Source organism: Streptomyces sp. SM18, assembly GCF_002910775.2.
In the GTDB taxonomy this organism is placed as follows: domain Bacteria; phylum Actinomycetota; class Actinomycetes; order Streptomycetales; family Streptomycetaceae; genus Streptomyces; species Streptomyces halstedii.
In genome coordinates, this window is record NZ_CP029342.1 from 1,396,612 (window position 1) to 1,415,491 (window position 18,880).

An 18,880-nucleotide genomic window follows, 5' to 3' on the forward strand; every position below is an offset into this window, starting at 1 on the left:
TTCCCGCGCGGCGCCCGCCCGTGACGGCGCCCGCCCGTGGCGGAAGGGCAGGAAGCCCGTGTCCGCGGCCCCGCACCCGGGCGCGGAGGCCGCGGGCGCGGGAGTCGGCCGGTGCCCGCGCCCTCCGGTTGGCGAACCGGGGGGCGCGGGCGGCCATGGGCTGGGCGACAGACCGGCGCTTCCGTGGGCCGAAGGCGCCGGTCTCCGTCCTCAGCTGCCGTCGCGGAGGTCGGCCGGGCCGCCCGGCAGGAAGGAGATGTGGTCGAAGGAGACCTCGCAGCCCTCTCCGGTCGGTGACTGGACGAGGAACCCGGCGTACGCCGTGGCCCGCTCCGGGGCCGTGCCGAGGGTGAAGAAGCGGACGAAGGTCCACTTCTCGCCGTCCTGGGAGGCGTGGAAGGCGAACGCGTCGCCGGTGCGGCTGAGCCGCAGCCAAAGGCTGTCGCCGTCCACCACGAAGGAGTTGACGTCGTCCGACTGGCCGCGGGTGACGACCGTGCAGACGGTGGGGTGGGCCGGGGAGAGCTCCAGGCAGAGCTTCGCCCACTCCCGCTCCCCCACGTGCAGGTAGAGCACGCCCGCGTCGAAGGCGGCCTCGAAGCCCACCGTCACGCGGGCCGCGAGCCGGAAGTCGCCCTCCGGCAGGGCACCCAGCAGACGCGGTGCGTCCAAGGCGGATTCCAGGCTGTCGCCGCCCGGCGGGACGAAGCGGTCCTGCCGGGCCCCCGCTCGGCCGGTCAGCGTACCGTCCGCGTAGGACCAGTGCCCGTCCGGCCCGAACTCCTCAAGCGTGAAAGGGAGTTCGGGCAGCTCGCGGCTCACTTCAGCCGCCCGTCGACCCGGCGCGGCAGACCCAGCGGGTTGTCCTCGCGTAGTTCGGGGGGCAGCAGGGCCTCGGGGGTCGACTGGTAGCTGACCGGGCGCAGCCAGCGTTCGACGGCCGTGGCGCCGACGGAGGTGGAGGTGGAGGTGGTCGCCGGGTAGGGGCCGCCGTGGTGCTGGGCGGGGGCGACCGCCACACCGGTGGGCCAGCCGTTGACCAGGATCCGGCCGGCCAGCGGGGTGAGTTCCGCGAGCAGTCCGGCCGCGCTCCCGTCGGCCTCCTCGGTGGCGATCTGGAGGGTCGCGGTGAGGTTGCCGGGGAGCCGGGAGAGTACGGCGGTGATCTCGGCCTCGGAGTCGTAGCGGGCGACGACGGTGACCGGACCGAAGCACTCCTCCAGGAGGGCGTCGTGCGGTCCGGCCTCGGCGAGGCGCGAGGCGGGCACGGTGAGGAAGCCCGCGGAGACGGTGTGCTCGCCGCCCGCGCCGGGGGTGACGGGCGCGTCCACGTCGGGCAGGGCGGCGCGTTCGGTGACCCCCGCGACGAAGGCGTCCCGCATCCGGTGGTCGAGCATGACCCCGGAGCCGGTGCCGCTGACGGTCTCGGTGAGGGACTTCAGCAGCCGGTCGCCCGCCTCGCCGGAGGGGGCGAGGACGAAGCCGGGCTTGGTGCAGAACTGTCCGGACCCCATGGTCATGGAGCCGCCCAGTCCCGCGCCGATCTGCTCGCCGCGCTCGGCGGCGGCGGCCTCGGTGACGACGACCGGGTTGAGCGAGCCGAGTTCGCCGTGGAAGGGGATGGGCACCGGTCGGGCGGCCGCCGCGTCGAAGAGGGCGCGGCCGCCGCGGACGGAGCCGGTGAATCCGGCGGCGGCGACGAGTGGGTGCTTCACCAGCTCGACCCCGGCGTCGAAGCCGTGCACCACGCTCACGACGTCCTCGGGCAGACCGTGCCGGGCGGCCGCCCTGCGCAGGAGCGAGGCGCAGAGCTCGGAGGTGGCGGGGTGGTCGGGGTGCGCCTTGACGACGACCGGGCAGCCCGCGGCGAGCGCGCTGGCCGTGTCGCCGCCGGGCACCGAGAAGGCGAGTGGGAAGTTGCTGGCGGCGTAGACGGCGACGACGCCCAGCGGGATCTTGACGCGGCGCAGGTCCGGCCACGGCGGGGTCCTGGTGCCGTCCTCGTGGTCGATGTGGATGTCGAGGTAGGCGCCTTCCTCGACGACCTCCGCGAAGGCTCTCAACTGTGCGGCCGTGCGGGCGAGTTCACCGGTGAGGCGGGCGGGACCGAGAGCGGTCTCCGCGTCGGCGGCCTCGACGACGTGCTCCTCGGCCCCGGAGAGCAGCTCGGCCGCGGTACGCAGGAACGCGGCGCGCACGGTGCGGTCGGCCAGGGCGTCGCGGACGGCGTGCGCCGCCCGGACCGCGCGGTCGACCTCCTCCGCCGTGGCCTCCACCGCGACCTGCTCGCGCGGGTTCCCGGTTCGGGGGTCGACACTCCAGACTGGTGCTGCTGCCACCGTGTTTCCTTCCGGTCCACTGCCACACATCCAGGAGTTGTTCGGTATTCTGAACAGCGTTCCTGAACGTGAATACACCGGAACTCTATTTGCGGGCGTTCCGTGTTGGCAAGAAGTGACGGGAAGCCGCGGCGTTGCGCGGAGCCGTGGAAGCGGGTAACACGAGCAGGTCGTACGAGAAGCAGTCGGAAGGGGCACAGGACCATGGCGGTTGCCGAGGCCGGTGGGACACAGGTCAAGTCAGCGGTACGCACGGTGGAGCTCCTGGAGTACTTCGCGGGGCGTCCCGGCATGCACTCGCTGGCCGCCGTACAGGAGGCCGTCGGTTACCCCAAGTCCAGCCTCTACATGCTGCTGCGCACCCTGGTCGAGCTCGGCTGGGTGGAGACCGACGCGACGGGCACCCGGTACGGGATCGGGGTGCGGGCGCTGCTGGTCGGCACCTCCTACATCGACGGCGACGAGGTGGTCGCCGCCGCCCGCCCCACCCTGGACCGGCTCTCCGACGACACCACGGAGACCATCCACCTGGCCCGTCTGGACGGGACGAACGTGGTGTACCTGGCCACCCGGCAGTCCCAGCACTACCTGCGCCCCTTCACCCGGGTCGGCCGCCGGCTGCCCGCGCACTCCACCTCGCTCGGCAAGGCGCTGCTGGCCACCCACAGCGACGAGCAGGTCCGCGCGATGCTGCCGGAGACGCTGCCCGCGCTGACGGACCACACCCTGACCGACCGCGAGGAGCTCATCGAGGAGCTGCACGCCGTCCGCGAGCAGGGGTACGCGGTGGACCGCGAGGAGAACACCCTCGGTCTGCGCTGCTTCGGCGTCGCCATCCCCTACCGCACCCCGGCGCGCGACGCGATCAGCTGCTCGGTGCCGGTCGCCCGGCTCACGCCCGCGCACGAACAGATGGTCAAGGACGCCCTGTTCGACGCCCGTGACCGGCTCACCCTCGCGACCCGGAGGCTCTGATCCCGTGCACGTCACACTGCGCGAGGTGCGGGACGGCGACCTGCCCCTCTTCTTCTCCTTCATGAGCGACCCCGAGGCGACCCGGGTGGCGGCTTTCACCAGCGCCGATCCGGCCGACCGCGCCATGTTCAACGCCCACTGGCAGCGCATCCGGATGGCGGAGGCCATCGTCATGCGCACGGTGCTCGCGGACGGCGCGGTGGTGGGGAACGCCGGTGTCTACGGTCCGCCGGCCGAACGTGAGGTCACCTACTGGATCGACCGGGCGCACTGGGGCCGGGGCCTGGCGACCGCCGCGCTGCGGGCCCTGCTGGAGGCCGTACCGGAGCGGCCCCTGCACGCGCGGGCCGCGGCGGACAACGCGGGCTCGGTGCGGGTCCTCGAAAAGTGCGGGTTCACGGTGACCGGTACGGACCGGGGGTACGCCGAGGCGCGGGGCGAGGAGACCGACGAGCTGCTGTTCCGGCTGGACGGCCCGGCGTAGCCACGACCGCTCAGGCCTGGGCGTAAGGCACGACCGCTCCGGCCTGGGCACAGCCACGACCGTCGGCCCCGCGTGGGCGCGCGCCGTCACCCTGGGAAGATCCCGGGCCCGGAACGTGAGAAACCGGTGAGAAGGGCCACGAACGGGAACGTCCGGGGCACCCCCCTTCGTCCCACAGCGGGATGAACAAGACGATCAGGCGCGCCTCGGTCTTCTGCCTGCTGATGGTCCTCGCCCTGCTGGTGCGGGCGACCTGGGTGCAGGCGTACGAGGCACGGGCGCTCGCGGACGACGAACACAACCGGCGGCACACCATCGCGCGGTACGCGCAGCCGCTCGGAGACATCATCGTGGCCGGTTCCCCGGTCACCGGTTCGAAGGAGACACAGGGCGACGACCTGCGGTACAAGCGCACCTACACCCAGGGCGAGCTGTACGCCTCCGTCACCGGGTACAGCTCCCAGGCGTACGGGGCCACCCAGCTGGAGGGCATCTACGGCGATGCGCTCGACGGCACGGACGACCGGCTGGGCAGCCCCACGGACCTGCTGACCGGCGAGCGGGCGGACCCGGGTGCCGTGGTGACGACCATCGACCCGGACGTCCAGAAGGCGGCCGCCGAGGCGCTCGGCGACGACCGGGGCGCGGCGGTCGCGATGGACCCGGTGACCGGACGGATCCTGGGCATGGTCTCGTCCCCGTCGTACGACCCGTCCACGATCAGCGGGACGGCGGACGGCGACGCCTGGCGGAAGCTCCTCGACGCCGAGGACAAACCCCTGGTCAACCGGGCGCTGCGGCAGCCGCTCGCGCCGGGCTCCACGTTCAAGCTGGTGGTGGCGTCGGCGGCGCTGGAGGACGGCCTGTACGCGTCGGTGGACGAGCCGACGGACAGCCCCAGCCCCTACACGCTGCCGGGCACGACGACGGTCCTGTCCAACGAGAGCGCCTCGGCCCCCTGCGAGGACGCCACCCTGCGCACCGCGCTCCAGTACTCCTGCAACAACGTCTTCGCGAAGGCCGCGGCCGATCTCGGCCAGGACAAGGTGAAGGCGATGGCGGACGCGTTCGGCTTCGACACCGAGAAGCTGGACGTCCCGGTGCGGGCGTCGGAGAGCGTCTACCCCACCGGCATGGACGAGGCGCAGACCGCGCTGACCGGCATCGGCCAGTTCGAGGTGACCGCGACGCCGATGCAGATGGCGATGGTCTCGGCGGCCCTGGCCAACGGCGGCGAACTGGCGGCCCCGCACATGGTCTCGAAGGTGACGGACTCCGGCGGCACGGCCCTCCAGACGTACGAGGACGGTGACACCGAGCGGGTCGTCTCCAAGAGGACGGCCGAGCAGATGAGCAGCGCGATGGTCACGGTGGTGGAGGAGGGCACGGGCACCAACGCCCGCGTCCCCGGCGCCGAGGTCGGCGGCAAGACGGGCACCGCGCAGAACGGCGTGGACAACAGCAACACCCCGTACGCCTGGTTCACCTCGTACGCCAAGGACGCCTCGACCGGCAAGCAGGTGGCGGTGGCCGTGGTCGTCGAGGACTCCGGCGCGGCCCGCTCGGAGGTCAGCGGCAACGGCCTGGCGGCACCGATCGCCCAGAAGATGATGGCGGCGGCGCTGGGCCGGTGACGGGCGCGGTGGGCCGCGTGAGGACTCGTTCCGTCCCGGGGGCTTCACGTTTTCGGCGGGTTGCGCCTTACTGGGATACGCACCCGCGTCGAAGCGCTTCCGGGGTGCGCGTTGGTACCCTCCCGGCCGTGTGGACGGCCGGGGAGCGTACGCGACGGCGTTCGGAGCTCCTACCGCCGGCCCGTCCGGGCACGCGGGGATCCCGTGCAGAGAAGAGGTACCCGTGGGCACAGTCGTGGATGATGCCGCTGCCGCCGAGTTCCGCGCGTTCTTCGAGGCGCACTACGCCGAACTCGCCCGGCTGGCCCGTCTGCTGACCGGTGAGGCGGACGCGGCCGACGACCTGGCGGCCGACGCGCTGACGGCGCTCTGGCACCGCTGGGACCGGGTCCGGGGCGCCGACCACCCGGTGGCGTACGCGCGCGGGGTCGTCGCCAACCTGGCCCGTACGCGGATCCGCAGCGCGGTCCGGGAGCGCCGCAGGATCGCGCTGTTCTGGGCACCGCGCGGCGGCGGGGACGGGTACGCCGTGGAGGACCCGGACGTGTCGGCGGTGGTGGACGTCCAGGGGGCCCTGCGCCGGCTGCCGTTCCGCAAGCGGGCGTGCGTGGTGCTGCGGCACGCCTTCGACCTCTCGGAGCGGGACACCTCTCTGGTCCTGGGGATATCGGTCGGTACGGTGAAGAGTCAGACCTCGCGCGGAATGGCGGAGTTGCACAGGCTGCTGGGGCCCGAGGCGACCGCTGACCGGGCTGACCGGGCTGACCATGGAGATCCGGATCGCGCCGGACGGCGGGGTGGGCTCCACCGGGTCCTGGCGCTCCCCGCCCGAGGCGGACTTCACGGCGTCCGCCCGTGAGGAGGACGGCTTCCCGGTCGGCTTCCCGGTCTACCGGTGGACGCTGAAGCCGGGCCGGGACGACTACACGGCACGGGCCCTCACGGACGGCGAACGGGCCACGGCAGGCGGGGACTTCACGCCGAAGGGCTGATGCGGGACCCGGCGGAATCCGATCGGGGTTCCCGGCAACCCCCTCCCGGGCGGCGGCGACCAAGGAGCGCAGCACTCCCCCACCCACGAGGAACGGAACACCCGACATGAGGGTACGAGCCGCATCCCCGCACACCCACCACCACCGCTCCGGCCGCCGCCGTACGACCACCGCGCTGACGGTGGCGGCGGGACTCACCGCCGCCGCGCTGGCCGCCACCGTGACGGTCCAGCCGGCCGGTGCCGCCACCACCGCGATCCCCGCCTGGCCCTCGGCCACGGGCAGCCAGACCGTCTCCAAGACCATCGAGGTCTCGGGGACGTACGACGGGGGCCTGAAGCGCTTCACCGGCAGCGGTGATCTCGGCGACGGCGGCCAGGGCGAGGGCCAGGACCCGCTCTTCAAGCTGAAGGACGGGGCGACGATCAAGAACGTCATCCTGGGCTCGCCCGCCGCCGACGGCATCCACTGCTCCGGCAGCTGCACGATCCAGAACGTCTGGTGGGAGGACGTCGGCGAGGACGCCGCGTCCTTCAAGGGCACGTCCACGTCGTCCGTGTACACGGTGTCCGGCGGCGGCGCGAAGAAGGCCTCGGACAAGGTCTTCCAGTTCAACGGCGCGGGCAGGCTGGTCGTCACGAAGTTCCAGGTCGCCGACTTCGGCAAGCTGGTCCGCTCGTGCGGCAACTGCTCCAAGCAGTACAAGCGCGAGATCGTCGTGAACGACGTGGACGTGACGGCGCCGGGCAAGGCCCTGGTCGGTGTCAACACCAACTACGGGGACACGGCGTCGCTGCGCTCGGTGCGGATCCACGGCGACAGCGGCAAGAAGATCAAGCCGTGTGTGCGCTACACGGGCAACAGCACGGGCGCGGAACCGAAGGAGACGGGCAGCGGCCCGGACGGCACGTACTGCCAGTACACCGCCTCGGACCTCAGCTACGACTAGAGGCCCGGTCCGCCGCCCGGGGACCGCCGCCCGGGGCCTCGTCGAGGCTCCGGGCGGCGGGACGGACGGTGGCGTTCGACCCCGACCGTATATACAATCAAGGGAGTCCATCTATACGGGAGTGAACCATGTCCAAGCTTCTGCTCGAAGTCGACGACGAGGCTCTCGCCAAGGCGGCCGCGTTCCTGGGCACCAGCACCAAGAAGGAGACCGTCAACACGGCCCTGCGCGAGGTGATCGCGCGCCACAGCCGCGCCATAGCGCTCGCGGAGCTGCGCGACATGGGCGCGCGGGGTGAGTTCGACATGCTGCTGGACAAGCGGGACTACCGGCCGTGAGCGCGGTCGCGTATCTGGCGGACACGTCGGCGGCCGCACGGCTGCTCATCAGCGACAAGTTCGACGAACAGTGGGGTCCCGCGCTCGGCAGCGGGCTGATCGCCCTGTGCGACCTCACGGAGCTGGAGATCCTCTACTCCGCCCGTTCCGGCGCGGACCGCCTCGCCAAGCAGGAGCGTCTGCACCAGGTGTTCAACTGGGCGCCCATCCCTGAGGGTGCCTTCCGCAGGGCACGCGAGGTCCAGGAGGTCCTGACCGAGCACGGCGAGCATCGCTCGGCGGGGCCCGTCGATCTGATCGTGGCCGCGGTCGCGGAGTTGTCGGGGCTGACCCTCCTGCACTACGAGGCGGACTTCGAGACCGTCGCCCGCCGCACGGAGCTGCGGACCCGGTGGCTCGCCGAACCGGGAACCGCCTGACGGGCCGGCCGGGGCGGCGGTCCGGGGGCGGGGGCGGCTCGCCGCCACCGTCCACCCGACCGCCGCCGAACGGCGTCACCTCCCGTGGCTCACGCGTACGGGCGCCAGTCCCCCAGCCAGGCGGCCGGGGTGTGCGCGCGGGCCGTCGAGGGGCTGAGCTGGGGGCGGTCGGCGGGGACGGTGACGCGGGCGCCGGGGCCGGTGTTGTGGTACTCGGCGAAGCGCTGGTCCTGCCAAGGGTGGTCGGCGGACATGCTGGCGTACGGCGTGACCGCGTCGATGCCCGCGCCGAGGTGGCTGTCGCGGACCGTCAGCATCGGGTACGCGGTGGGGTCGGAGGACGGCACCCAGGGGCGGGCCAGCTTGTAGTGGGCGGCGGGGGCGGTGCTGGTGACGCGGGAGCGCAGGACCAGGAAGCCGTGCGGGTTGGCCCCGGCGGTGCTGGGCGCGAAGACGTAGCCGTACGGGGCCGAGGCCAGGTTGGTGCGGGTCAGGGTGCGGAAGTGGCAGCGGTCCCAGACGGCGGTGGCGCGGCCGAATACGAAGTCCACGTCGCCCTCCACGTAACAGTCGCGGTAGTACTGCCGGGCGAACGCGGTCAGGGAGAGGGAGTCGGCGTACAGGGTGTCCTGGTGGCCGAGGAAGCGGCAGCCGTGGAACGCCGAGCGGTCACCCTGGACCTTGATCGCGACGGCCTGGGTGCCGGTGTACTCGGGGTTGTCGGAGCGCAGCCAGTCGTTGGCGAAGGTCAGGTCGCGGGCGGTGAACCCGGCGGCCTGGACGGTGACGGTGGCCGATCCGCTGGTGCCCAGGGTGCCGGAGCCGTCCGGCTTGGGGGTGCCGGCCGCGTTGTCGTGGACGAGGACGGTGTCGCGGGCGTCGCCGCTCGCGCCGATGAGGGTGATCCCCGCCCGGTCGGCGGCCACCGAGAGGGTGCCGCGGTAGGTGCCGGGGGCGATCACCAGGGTGCGGCCGGTGCCGGTGGCGGCGTCGAGCGCGGACCGTACGTCGGTGTGGTCGCCCCTGCCGTACGGATCGACGTAGAGCGTGCCGGCGTCGAGGCGTCGGGAGGGTGAGCCGTGGCGGCCGAAGGGGCCCGGACGCGCGGGCCGGGCGTGGGCGGCGGGGGCACCGACGGCGAGGGCGGCGCCCACGCCCGCGAGCAGGGACAGGGCGCCGCGTCTGCTGGGCATGGAGGTCTCCTTGGAGGGAGGGAAGGGGGCCGGAGCGGCGCGTTCCGGGGTGGTGGAAGCGTGCGGTGCCGCTCCGGCCGGTATGGGGGGATGGGAAGGACGGGGCAGCTACGGGATCGGCTGCCGGGGGCGGGTCAGCCGATCAGCGTGCGGCCCGCGCCGGCCTTGAGGGCGACGACCAGCGGCACGACCAGCGGGTGGTCCACCGTGGTGCGCAGCTTCGGCTTCCAGCCGGCGCCCTCGGTGAGGTGCTCGGCGGGCACGCCCGCGTTGTGCACGGCGATCAGGTCGGTCTTGCGGCCGTTGACGTAGTTGTCCCCCGCCGTGAGGGAGGACTCGGACCACTTCTTGAGGATGGTGGCCTTGTCCACACCGGAGTTGAGGGTGAAGGCGTTGTGCTCGGCGACGAGCTGGGACTCCGCGCCGATGCCGTACGAGTAGCCGTAGGCACTGCCCTTGGTGGAGACGAAGTGGTTGTTGTACGAGTCCACCTGCCCGAAGCGGACGCGGGGCGCGCGCTCGTTGACGTCCTTGAAGAGGTTGTGGTGCAGGGTGACCCGGAGCTTGCCCCGGTCGTCGGCCCCGGCGCCGTCGCTGTTGCCGATGAGCATCGTCTTGTCGTGGTCCTTGAGGACGTTGTAGGAGACGGTGACCAGGTCGGCGCCGCGCACGATGTCGAAGAGGCCGTCGTGCTGCTGGAACAGCTCGTCGAAGTAGGAGGGCTGGTCGGCGTCGGGGCGGTCGCCGTCGCTGAAGGTGTTGTGGTCCACCCAGACGTGGTCGGAGCCGTAGACGACGAGGTTGTCGTACTCGGAGTTCCAGTGGCCGGTGTCCCCGTCGGTGGGGTCCCACTGGGGGAAGCAGTCGTAGGTGTCCTCGAAGGAGATGTTGCGGACGATGACGTTGGAGACGTTCTTCACCTGGAGGCTGGCGCCGATGACCGTCGCGTCCCTGCCGACGCCGACGATCGTGGTGTTGGACGGGACCTTGACGTTGACCGCGGCGGCCTGGACCTTCGCGGAGGCCACCCGGGCGTCCTCCAGCGGGCCGGAGGGGACCTCGTCCATGCCCCAGACCTCGGGGTCGTAGGCGGCGAGGTACTTCTCCAGGGTGTAGCCGTCCCGCTGGTACTCCTCGCAGCCGATCGGGTTGCCCGCGGCGTCGGCGTTGCCGTGGACGGTGCCGGCGATCCTGACGATCTTGGGCGCGTCACCGGCGTCCGCGAAGGCGGCGATCAGTTCGGCCCGGTTGGTGACGGTGTACACGTGGTCCGGGGTGGCGTTCGCACCCCCGGTGGTGGAGCCTTCGGCGGAGGCCCAGCCGTCACCCGCAGGCAGGACGGCGCGCTCGATGCCCTTGCCGGGGGCGGGGCGGGAGGTGGCCTGGGCGGGGACGCTCACCGCGAGGGCGAGCGAGGCGGTGCCCAGGACCACGGCGGTGGCACGGAGGTGGCGCATGCGTGCGGACATGGCGGTTCCTTAGCTGTCGTTCGGCGGGGATGGGTGGGACACAGGGGTGGAAAGGGTGGTGCGGTACGGGGCGCGCACCGGCCGCGGTGCGGGGCGTGCGCGCGGGGGCGGCGCGGTCAGGCCGGCCGCGGCCAGGTGATCAGGTGCTCGGGGACCGGCGCGTCGAGGCGGCGCACGTCGCGCGGGGCGAGCGCCCGCGCCTCCAGGAGCGCGCGGGCCGTCATCCTGGCCACCTCGACGGCGCCCGCGGGCCGGAAGTGGGTGTTGTCCTGCCTGCCGTCGGGGTAGTTGGGGGACTCGCCCGGCTCCAGCCAGTTGAAGAGGGGTTCGGTCCCGTCCGGGCCGAGCCGCTGCCAGCGGGCGAGGGAGAGCGCCTGGGCGTCGACGACCGGGACGCGCTCCTCGGCGGCCAAGGCGCGCATCGCCGCCGGGTACTGGCCGTGGGTGGGCCGGGCAGTGCCGTCGTCGGCGAACCGGCGGCGCTCCACCGGGGTGATCAGGACGGGGTGCGCCCGCCGTTCACGGGCGCCCTTCAGGTACAGCCGCAGGTACTCCTGGTAGGTGGTCCAGGGGTCGGTGCCGCGCGCCGGGTCCTCGGTCTTCTCGTCGTTGTGCCCGAACTGGATCAGGACGAGGTCGTCCGGGCGTACTCCGTCCAGCAGGGCGGTCAGCCTCCCCTCGTCCACGAAGCTCTTCGAACTGCGGCCGTTGACCGCGTGGTTGGCGACGTCGAGGTGCGGGCCGAGGAAGAACGGCAGGGCCATGCCCCAGCCGGTCTCGGGCGCGGCGTCGGCGTACTTCTGGGCGGCCGTCGAGTCGCCCGCGAGGTGCAGGGTGCGGGGCCGGTGCCCGCCTCCTCGGGGGCCGCCGCCTCCGTGGGCGAGCGCGGGTGTGGCGGTGAGGGCGAGGGGCAGCGCGAGGAGCGCGGCCGCCGTCTGTCTGCGCGTCAGTGACACAGGGAACTGCCTCTCTCGGAATCTCGCGACATCTCTGGAGGTCACACGGTGCGGTGGTGCGCGGGGAGGGAGAGAGGGACCGGCGGCGGGGCGCGACCCGGACCGCCGCCGGTCCCCCGGTCATCGGGGTGAGGGCCGTGGCGGGAGCGGGATCAGCCGTTGCCCCGCTCCCGCCACTCCTTGTTGGCCTCGTTGAGCTCCTTGGCCATCTTGTCCAGGAAGGCCTTGGCGGTGATCTTTCCGAGCATCACCTTCTGGAACTCCGGCTCGTTGTCGGCCTTGCTGATGTTGTTCCAGTCCGGCAGGTAGTAGGGCAGGTCCACGATGGTGGTGGAGCCGTCGGTGAGGGCCTTGGCGGCCAGTGAGGTGGACTCGGTCTGGTTGATCCACGGGTCCTTGGCGGCCTCGGTGTTGGCCGGGATGGCCCCCGCGGACTCGTTCCACTTGCTGTTCGACTCGTGCGAGGCGGCGAACTCGATGAACTTCCAGGCCGCGTCCTTGTTGTCGCCGGACCGGAAGAGGCCGAGCCCGTCCACGGGGTTGGAGACCTGGACGCGGGTGCCGCTCTCCCCGATGGGGGCGGGGATGCCGGCGAACTTGTCCGCGCCCAGGGCCTTGAGGTGGTCCTGCTGGGAGCCGAGGTTGTGGCTCAGCATGCCGATGGTGCCGGTGTCCCACTGGGCGACCATCTTGGTGAAGTCGTTGTTGACGTCGGCGGCGGGCGTCGTCTTCTTGAAGAGGGCGGCGTACTTCTCCAGCGCCTCGACGTTCTTCGGGTCGTTGAGCGTCGTCGTGTCGCCGTCCCAGAACGAGGTGATGCCGCTCTGGCCGTAGATCGCGTCGAGTGCCTGCGCGATGGAGCCGGCGCCGCCGCGGATGGTGTAGCCGAACTTGTTGTTCTTCGCGTCGGTGAGCTTCTCCGCGGCCTCGTAGAACTTCGGCCAGGTGCTGGGTGCCTCCAGCCCCGCGGCCTTGAACAGGTCGGTGCGGTACCACAGGACGCCGTTGTTGGCGGAGGTCGGGATGGAGTAGAGGTCGTCGCCCCGCCCGGCGGCGGCCGTGACGCTCTGCACCATGCCGTCGACCAGCTTGCCCTTGAGCGTGGAGTCCTCCAGCCGCTTGTTGAGCGGTTCGAGGGCCTCCTGCGACACCATGTTGGCGAGGTAGGCGGTGCCGACACCGCCGACGTCGGGCAGCCCGCCGCCCGCGATGGCCGTGTCGTACTTCGACTGGACGTCGGCGATCGGGATCGGGACGTACTTGACCTTGATGTCCGGGTACTTCTTCTCGAAGTCCTTGATGATCTCGGTCCAGACGGCGGTGCGCGGACCACCGTTGTTGTCCCAGAAGGTGATCTCGCCCTTGCCGCTGCCCTCGCCGCCGGAGCTGCTGCCGTCGTCACCGCACGCGGTCGCCGTCAGGGCGAGCACCGCCGTGAGGGACACCGCGGCCGCGGCACGCCCCCGCTGTGTCTTCGAGATGGTCATCGTCGGCTCTTCTCTCTCGGTACTGTCGGTGGAATCGCTGGTGTCGCAGGTGCTGTCGGGTACGTCCGTGCCGTGGGGGGCGGTCTGTGGGGTGTGCGCCGGGGGCGTCGGCACGCGAGGCTCAGGGGCCGGTGCGGAAGGCGGTGAAGTGGGCGGTTCCGGCGGGTCCGGTGCCCGTCGGCGCGGTGGCGAAGAGGCCCAGCAGGGCGCCCACCCAGCGCCACGGTGTGGCGGCGAAGACCTGGCCGGAGGGCCGGAAGCCGTCGCCGGTGTCCGCGTGGAAGCGGCAGCGGGCGCCCGCGGTGACCTCGACGCGCAGCCGCGCCGTGCCCGAGGGGGCCGCGCGGGGGTGCGCCGCGTCCCGTTCGTGTTCGGCGACGCCTTCGGCGTAGCGGTGGACGAGCAGGGGGGTGCCGTCCTCCGCCGCCTCCAGCCCGATCCAGCTGAAGGCGTCGCCCAGTACGGCCAGTCCGGCGGCGGCCCCGGGGACACCACCGCGCAGGGCGAGGTCCACCTCGACGGTGAACTCCTCGGCCGGCAGCCGCTGGACCAGGACGTTCGGCAGGACCCGCAGGTCGTGGGCGTACGCGGTGCGGACGCAGGTGAGCCGGAGCCCGTCGCCGGGGTGCGGGGCGGTCCAGCCGGGGCGGGGGTCGGCGGTCCACTGCCACTGCTTCCCGTACCGGCCGCCGGGGAAGTCGTCGTCGCAGGCGGGTGCCGTCACGGGCTGCTCGGGGGCGGCGGGCTTGCGGTGGACCGGGACCGGTTCGCCCGCGTCCCCGATGACCGGCCAGCCTCCCCCGCCCCCGGCTCCGTCCGGGCCGGAGCCGTCCCAGCGCATCGGCTGGAGGTGGACGACCCTGCCGTACGCGCCCTTGGACTGGAAGTGCAGGAACCAGTCCTCGCCCGCCGCGGTCCGCACCCAGGCGCCCTGGTGGGGGCCGTTGACGTCGGTGCGGCCCTGTTCCAGGACGACGCGTTCCTCGTACGGTCCGAAGAAGTCGCGGGAGCGGAAGGCGCCCTGCCAGCCGGTCTCCACTCCCCCGGCGGGGGCGAGGATCCAGAACCAGCCGTCGTGCCGGTGGAGTTTGGGTCCTTCGAGGGTGAACCAGCCGGGGAGGGTGTCCGCGTCGATCAGGGTGGTGCCCTCGTCGAGCAGGGTGCGGCCGTCGGGGCTCATCCGGTGGCCGGTCAGCCGGTTCTTGATGCCGGAGCGGGACTTGGCCCAGGCGTGGACCAGGTAGGCCTCGCCGGTCTCCTCGTCCCACAGGGGGCAGGCGTCGATGAGCCCCTTCCCGGCCTTGACCAGGTGCGGGGCGGTCCACGGACCCTCGATGCGCTCGGCGTTGACCTGCTGGACGCCGTGGTCGGGGTCGCCCCAGAAGATCCAGAAGCGTCCGGCGTGGTGGCGGATCGAGGGGGCCCAGACCCCGCGGTCGTGACGGGGTACGACGTGGTCGGAGGCGGGCTCCAGACGGTCCAGGGCATGGCCGGCCAGGGTCCAGTTGACCAGGTCGCGGGAGTGCAGCAGGGGCAGCCCGGGGAACCGGCCGAAGCTGGAGGCGGTGAGGTAGTGGTCCTCGCCGACCGTCACGACGTCGGGGTCGGACCAGTCGGCGTGCAGCACCGGGTTGCGGTAGGTGCCGTCGCCGAGGTCGGCGGTCCAGGGCAGGTTCATGCCGTGGCCACCTTGCGGGCGAGGGCGGCGGCGGTGTCCCGGTCGAGGCGGCCGTCGGCGACGACGGTCACGACCCGGCGTACGACGGTGGCCCCGGCGGGCACCGGGAGCCGCCGCTCGGCGGCGAGACTGGAGCCGACACCCGGGTACTCGGTGGTGCGTACGAACCACGGGTCGCGCCGGGTCTCCTCGGTGGCACCGGCGAAGACGAGCGTCCAGCCGTCGCCGGCCAGGGCCAGCCAGTCGGCCTGCCGCCCGTGCACCTCCTCCTCGCCGTCGTGGGTCGCGGTGAACACGGCGGGGGCGGCGGGCTCCTTGGGGGCCCGCCAGAAGAAGCCGCCGTATCCGGCGCCGGGGCGGCCGTTGGTGGCGGGGCTGCCGATCGACAGGTCGCGCTCGCCGCGGTTGGTCAGGGAGAAGGAGAGGTCCAGCGCCCAGGCGGTGTCGGTGAGCGCGACGACGGCGACCGTGCGGTGCTCGCGGAGCAGTTCGGCGCCGTCCGCCTCCCAGCCGAGCTCCTGGACGAAGCCGTCCGGGTCGCGGAGTTTCCAGCCGAGGTGGCGCTGCGTGCCGTGGTTGTCGAGTGCGGTGGGCCCCTGGTCGCGGACGTAGGTGCGGCCGCCCCAGAAGTTGTGTCCGGCGACGTCGGGGACGGCGACTCCGGCGCCGAGGTGGTGGAGGTGGTCGGCGGGGCGTTCCTCGGTGACGGGGAGACCCGCGAGGGTGGTGACGGGGTGGAGGTAGGGGCGGGGGCCCGGACCGGACGGGCAGGTGTAGCGGCCGACGGGCCGGCCGGCGCAGCTGAGGAGCGCGGTGCTGGTCATGGGGTGCTCACCTCGCTGGTACGCGCCCAGGGGGCGCCTAGTTCGGAGAAGAGGGTGAGGGTGTCGGCCCCGGCGGCGACGGTGGCGTCGATGCCGCGCACCACGCGCCGTACGCCGCCGCCGCTGTCGGCGGGCCGGGTGTACCACGCGTCCGGGGGCAGGACGGTGGGTTCGGGTGCGGTGCGCACGGCTTCGACGACCCGCATGAAGGCGCCGGTGCGTTCGGGGGGTACGAGCAGCGGTGTGCCGTGGACGAGGTGGCCGACGAGGTTCTCCAGGAGGTCGGTCCGCCCGTGCACCGCCTCCTCGGGGCCGTGTCCGGCGCGCTGGACGAGGACGCGGTCCTGCTTGTACCAGAAGGTGACCCGGCCGCGTTCGCCGTGCACGATCACGTACGGTTCGCCGGCCTGTTCGGCGCAGAGGGTGACGGCGGCGGTGACGGGCAGGCCGTCGGTGGCGGTGATCCGGACGCAGCTGGTGTCGTCCGCCTCGATGTCGTGGGCCCGGTACAGCTCGGTCTCGACGGACGCCACGTCCTGGTCCCGGTCCCGGTCGGCGAGGGCGAGGGCGGTGGCGACCGCGTGGGCCAGCGGGTTGGTCAGGACGCCGTCCACCACGTCCGTACCGCCGAGCCTGCGGCGGCCGGCCCAGGGCGCCCGCCGGTAGTAGGCGTCGTCGCGGACCCAGGCACCGGCGGCGCCGACGCCCCGCAGGGCGCCGAGGGCCCCGGAGCGGACGAGTTCCTTGATCGCGGGTACGGCGTGCGAGCCGAAGGACTGGAAGCCGACCTGGCAGGCGATGCCCGCCTCCCGTACCCCGTCGGCCATCCGGGCGTAGTCGGCCCAGGTGGCGGCGGGCGGTTTCTCCAGGAGGAGGTGGACACCGCGGGCCGCGGCGGTCAGGGCCAGGGCGGTGTGGGTGGGGATGGGGGTGCAGATGACGGCGGCGCGGGCCCCGGTGGCGTCCAGGAGGGCCCCGAAGTCGGCGGACTGCTCGGGCATCTCACCGGCGAAGGGGGCGAGTTCACCGTCGGTCAGCGGGTCCAGTTCGCAGACTCCGGCGAGCCGGACGAGGCCCTGGTGCTGGAGGCGGCGGATGTTGGCGAGGTGCCAGCGGCCGTGGCCCCGGGCGCCCGCGAGGACGACCGGCAGCGGTGGGGTGGCGGGTGCGGGCATGTCGGTCATCCCTTCACGGCGCCGGCGCTGAAGCCGGTGACGAGCCACTTCTGGATGAAGGCGAAGACGATCACCACGGGCACCGCGGCGATCACACCGCCCGCGGCCAGCGCGCCGAGGTCCACGCTGTCGGCGCCGATCAGGGTGTTGAGGCCGACCGGGATCGTCTGCTTGTCCTGTTCGCTGAGGAACATCAGGGCGAACAGGAAGTGGTTCCAGCTGTGTACGAAGGCGAAGGAGCCCACCGCGATCAGCCCGGGGCGCAGCAGCGGCAGCACGACCGCGCAGAACGCCCGGAAGCGGGAGCAGCCGTCGACCCAGGCGGCCTCCTCCAGGGTGACCGGGACGTTCTTGATGAAGCCGCTGATCAGGATGATCGAGAGGGGGAGCTGGAAGACGGTCTCCGCGATGACCACGCTCACCAGGGAGTTGATCAGCTGGAGGTTCTTGAAGATCTCGAAGAGCGGTACGAGCATCAGCGCGCCCGGGATGAACTGCGAGCAGAGCAGGGCCAGCATGAAGCCGCCCTTGATCCTGAAGTCGAAGCGGGCGAGCGCGTAGCCGCCGGCCAGGGCGACGAGGGTGGTGGCGATCAGCGTCGCGATGCCGACGATCATGCTGTTCTGGAAGAAGAGGCCGAAGCTGCGTTCGTTCCAGACCTTGGAGAAGTGGTCCCCGGTCATGGGCCAGGGCACCAGCGAGGTGGAGCCGGCGGGCCGTACGGCGAAGAGGAACATCCAGTAGAACGGGATGAGCGTGAAGATCAGGTAGATGCCGAGCGGCAGGTAGATCTGCCAGCGCGGTACGTCGTCGAAGGCGCGCTCGCGCCTGGTGCGGCGGGGGGTGGAGGGCGGCGGTGGGGTGGGGGGCGCCGTCTGTCCCGGGGCGCTGTTCTTCTCTGCGAGTGCGGCAGTCACTTGTGGTCGCCTCCGAACTTGCTCAGGCGCAGATAGACGATCGAGCAGAAGAGGAGGATCACGAAGGCGACGGTGGTGAGCGCGGAGGCGTATCCGAAGTCGTGGCCCTCGATGCCGGTGTTGGCGACGTAGAGCGGGAGGGTGGTGGTCTCGCCGGCCGGTCCGCCGCCGGTGAGGGTGTAGAGCAGGTCGACGTTGTTGAACTCCCAGACCCCGCGCAGCAGGGTGGCGAGGATGATCGCGTCCCGCAGGTGCGGGAGGGTGATGTGGAAGAACTGCCGCATCCGGCCCGCGCCGTCGACCGCGGCCGCCTCGTAGAGCTCCTTGGAGACGGACTGGAGGTCGGCGAGGATGAGGATGGCGAAGAAGGGGACGCCGCGCCAGAGTTCGGAGACGGTGGCCGCCCAGAACACGGTCCCGGTGTCGGAGAGCACCGAGGTGCCGTACTCACCGATGCCGGCGTCCGCGAGGTAGCGGCTGAAGCCGGTCGAGGAGTTGTAGAGCAGGATCCAGATGGTGCTGGTCAGGACGCCGGAGACGGCCCAGGGCGAGAAGACCATGGCCCGGGAGATGCCCCGGCCGACGAAGCTCTGGTTGACGATCAGGGCGAGCGCGAGGCCGAGCACCAGTTGCAGGCTGACCTGGGTGAAGACCCACTGGGCGCTGAAGCCGAGCGTGGACCAGAACTGGTCGTCCTCGGTGAAGATCCGCTTGAAGTTGTCGAGTCCGGCGAAGCCGTTCCGCCACGGCTTGGTGACGTTGTAGTTCTGGAGGCTGTAGTAGAAGACGCTGATCACCGGGTAGGCGATGAAGCCCAGCATCAGCAGGCCCGCGGGAGCGATCAGCAGATACGGCAGGCGGCGGGGGCTCGCCGAGCGGCGCCGGGGCGCCTTCTCCTTGGGCGGCGGTGTGGCCACGGCTGCGGATTGGGCCATGACGCGTCTCCGATCTCTGGGAAGTGCGGGGAGGTGCTGGTGTGCGGGAACTGCTGGGGGTGCCGTGCTCCTGGTGCGTGGTGCAAGCGCTTACCGCATGTCGTTCGGTATCCCGG

The 18,880-nt window shown here is 72.2% G+C and carries 18 protein-coding genes; 7 read left to right on the plus strand and 11 right to left on the minus strand.

What is annotated here, in order from left to right; translation table 11 throughout:
• Nucleotides 1-210: 210 nt before the first annotated feature.
• Together B9S64_RS06150 and B9S64_RS06155 are read right to left on the minus strand one after the other, a co-directional pair.
• A complete protein-coding gene (locus B9S64_RS06150; RefSeq protein ID WP_103490326.1) occupies nt 211-822 on the minus strand; it encodes a DUF1349 domain-containing protein in 612 nt (203 codons plus the stop codon).
• A complete protein-coding gene (locus B9S64_RS06155; protein ID WP_103490327.1) occupies nt 819-2,339 on the minus strand; it encodes an aldehyde dehydrogenase (NADP(+)) in 1,521 nt (506 codons plus the stop codon). The genes B9S64_RS06150 and B9S64_RS06155 overlap by 4 nt, the downstream gene beginning before the upstream one ends.
• Before the next feature lie 204 nt (nt 2,340-2,543).
• Between B9S64_RS06155 and B9S64_RS06160 the strand changes: the two genes are divergently transcribed.
• From B9S64_RS06160 to B9S64_RS06195, 7 genes are all read left to right on the plus strand, one after another.
• Complete coding sequence (locus B9S64_RS06160) at nt 2,544-3,314, plus strand: IclR family transcriptional regulator (RefSeq protein ID WP_103490328.1); 771 nt, start codon at nt 2,544-2,546, stop codon at nt 3,312-3,314.
• Nucleotides 3,315-3,318: 4 nt separating this feature from the next.
• On the plus strand, nt 3,319-3,798 hold the full coding sequence (locus B9S64_RS06165; protein WP_103490329.1) for a GNAT family N-acetyltransferase: 480 nt from the start codon (nt 3,319-3,321) through the stop codon (nt 3,796-3,798).
• A gap of 182 nt (nt 3,799-3,980) precedes the next feature.
• Nucleotides 3,981-5,432: a penicillin-binding protein 2 gene (locus B9S64_RS06170; RefSeq protein ID WP_103490330.1), complete on the plus strand. Its 1,452-nt coding sequence runs from the start codon at nt 3,981-3,983 to the stop codon at nt 5,430-5,432.
• A gap of 223 nt (nt 5,433-5,655) precedes the next feature.
• Complete coding sequence (locus tag B9S64_RS06175) at nt 5,656-6,291, plus strand: SigE family RNA polymerase sigma factor (RefSeq protein ID WP_258037783.1); 636 nt, start codon at nt 5,656-5,658, stop codon at nt 6,289-6,291.
• A 239-nt stretch (nt 6,292-6,530) separates the two neighbouring features.
• Nucleotides 6,531-7,373, plus strand: coding sequence for a pectate lyase (locus B9S64_RS06185; RefSeq protein WP_103490331.1), 843 nt, complete (start codon nt 6,531-6,533; stop codon nt 7,371-7,373).
• 128 nt (nt 7,374-7,501) lie between these two features.
• Nucleotides 7,502-7,711, plus strand: a complete 210-nt coding sequence (locus B9S64_RS06190; protein WP_028440367.1) for a type II toxin-antitoxin system VapB family antitoxin — start codon at nt 7,502-7,504, stop codon at nt 7,709-7,711.
• Complete coding sequence (locus tag B9S64_RS06195; RefSeq protein WP_103490332.1) at nt 7,708-8,130, plus strand: PIN domain nuclease; 423 nt, start codon at nt 7,708-7,710, stop codon at nt 8,128-8,130. The genes B9S64_RS06190 and B9S64_RS06195 overlap by 4 nt, the downstream gene beginning before the upstream one ends.
• Before the next feature lie 89 nt (nt 8,131-8,219).
• Here B9S64_RS06195 and B9S64_RS06200 read toward each other — a convergent pair whose 3' ends face one another.
• From B9S64_RS06200 to B9S64_RS06240, 9 genes are all read right to left on the minus strand, one after another.
• On the minus strand, nt 8,220-9,323 hold the full coding sequence (locus B9S64_RS06200; RefSeq protein WP_103490333.1) for a pectinesterase family protein: 1,104 nt from the start codon (nt 9,321-9,323) through the stop codon (nt 8,220-8,222).
• A 134-nt stretch (nt 9,324-9,457) separates the two neighbouring features.
• Nucleotides 9,458-10,792 carry a polysaccharide lyase family 1 protein gene (locus B9S64_RS06205; protein WP_103490334.1) on the minus strand — a complete coding sequence of 445 codons (1,335 nt, stop codon included), beginning with the start codon at nt 10,790-10,792 and terminating at the stop codon, nt 9,458-9,460.
• A 116-nt stretch (nt 10,793-10,908) separates the two neighbouring features.
• Nucleotides 10,909-11,748 (minus strand): rhamnogalacturonan acetylesterase, encoded by an 840-nt coding sequence (locus B9S64_RS06210; protein ID WP_109491985.1) that lies wholly within the window; start codon nt 11,746-11,748, stop codon nt 10,909-10,911.
• Nucleotides 11,749-11,900: 152 nt separating this feature from the next.
• Nucleotides 11,901-13,235, minus strand: a complete 1,335-nt coding sequence (locus B9S64_RS06215) for a sugar ABC transporter substrate-binding protein (RefSeq protein ID WP_109491986.1) — start codon at nt 13,233-13,235, stop codon at nt 11,901-11,903.
• Between the two features lie 121 nt (nt 13,236-13,356).
• A complete protein-coding gene (locus B9S64_RS06220) occupies nt 13,357-14,913 on the minus strand; it encodes a glycoside hydrolase 43 family protein (RefSeq protein WP_103491356.1) in 1,557 nt (518 codons plus the stop codon).
• On the minus strand, nt 14,910-15,737 hold the full coding sequence (locus tag B9S64_RS06225) for a PmoA family protein (protein WP_103491355.1): 828 nt from the start codon (nt 15,735-15,737) through the stop codon (nt 14,910-14,912). Before B9S64_RS06225 ends, B9S64_RS06220 begins: the two co-directional genes overlap by 4 nt.
• Nucleotides 15,734-16,921 carry a Gfo/Idh/MocA family protein gene (locus B9S64_RS06230; RefSeq protein WP_103491354.1) on the minus strand — a complete coding sequence of 396 codons (1,188 nt, stop codon included), beginning with the start codon at nt 16,919-16,921 and terminating at the stop codon, nt 15,734-15,736. The genes B9S64_RS06225 and B9S64_RS06230 overlap by 4 nt, the downstream gene beginning before the upstream one ends.
• Nucleotides 16,918-17,829 carry a carbohydrate ABC transporter permease gene (locus tag B9S64_RS06235; protein ID WP_103505182.1) on the minus strand — a complete coding sequence of 304 codons (912 nt, stop codon included), beginning with the start codon at nt 17,827-17,829 and terminating at the stop codon, nt 16,918-16,920. The genes B9S64_RS06230 and B9S64_RS06235 overlap by 4 nt, the downstream gene beginning before the upstream one ends.
• Nucleotides 17,826-18,764: a carbohydrate ABC transporter permease gene (locus B9S64_RS06240; protein WP_103491353.1), complete on the minus strand. Its 939-nt coding sequence runs from the start codon at nt 18,762-18,764 to the stop codon at nt 17,826-17,828. Before B9S64_RS06240 ends, B9S64_RS06235 begins: the two co-directional genes overlap by 4 nt.
• Between the last annotated feature and the right edge of the window lie 116 nt (nt 18,765-18,880).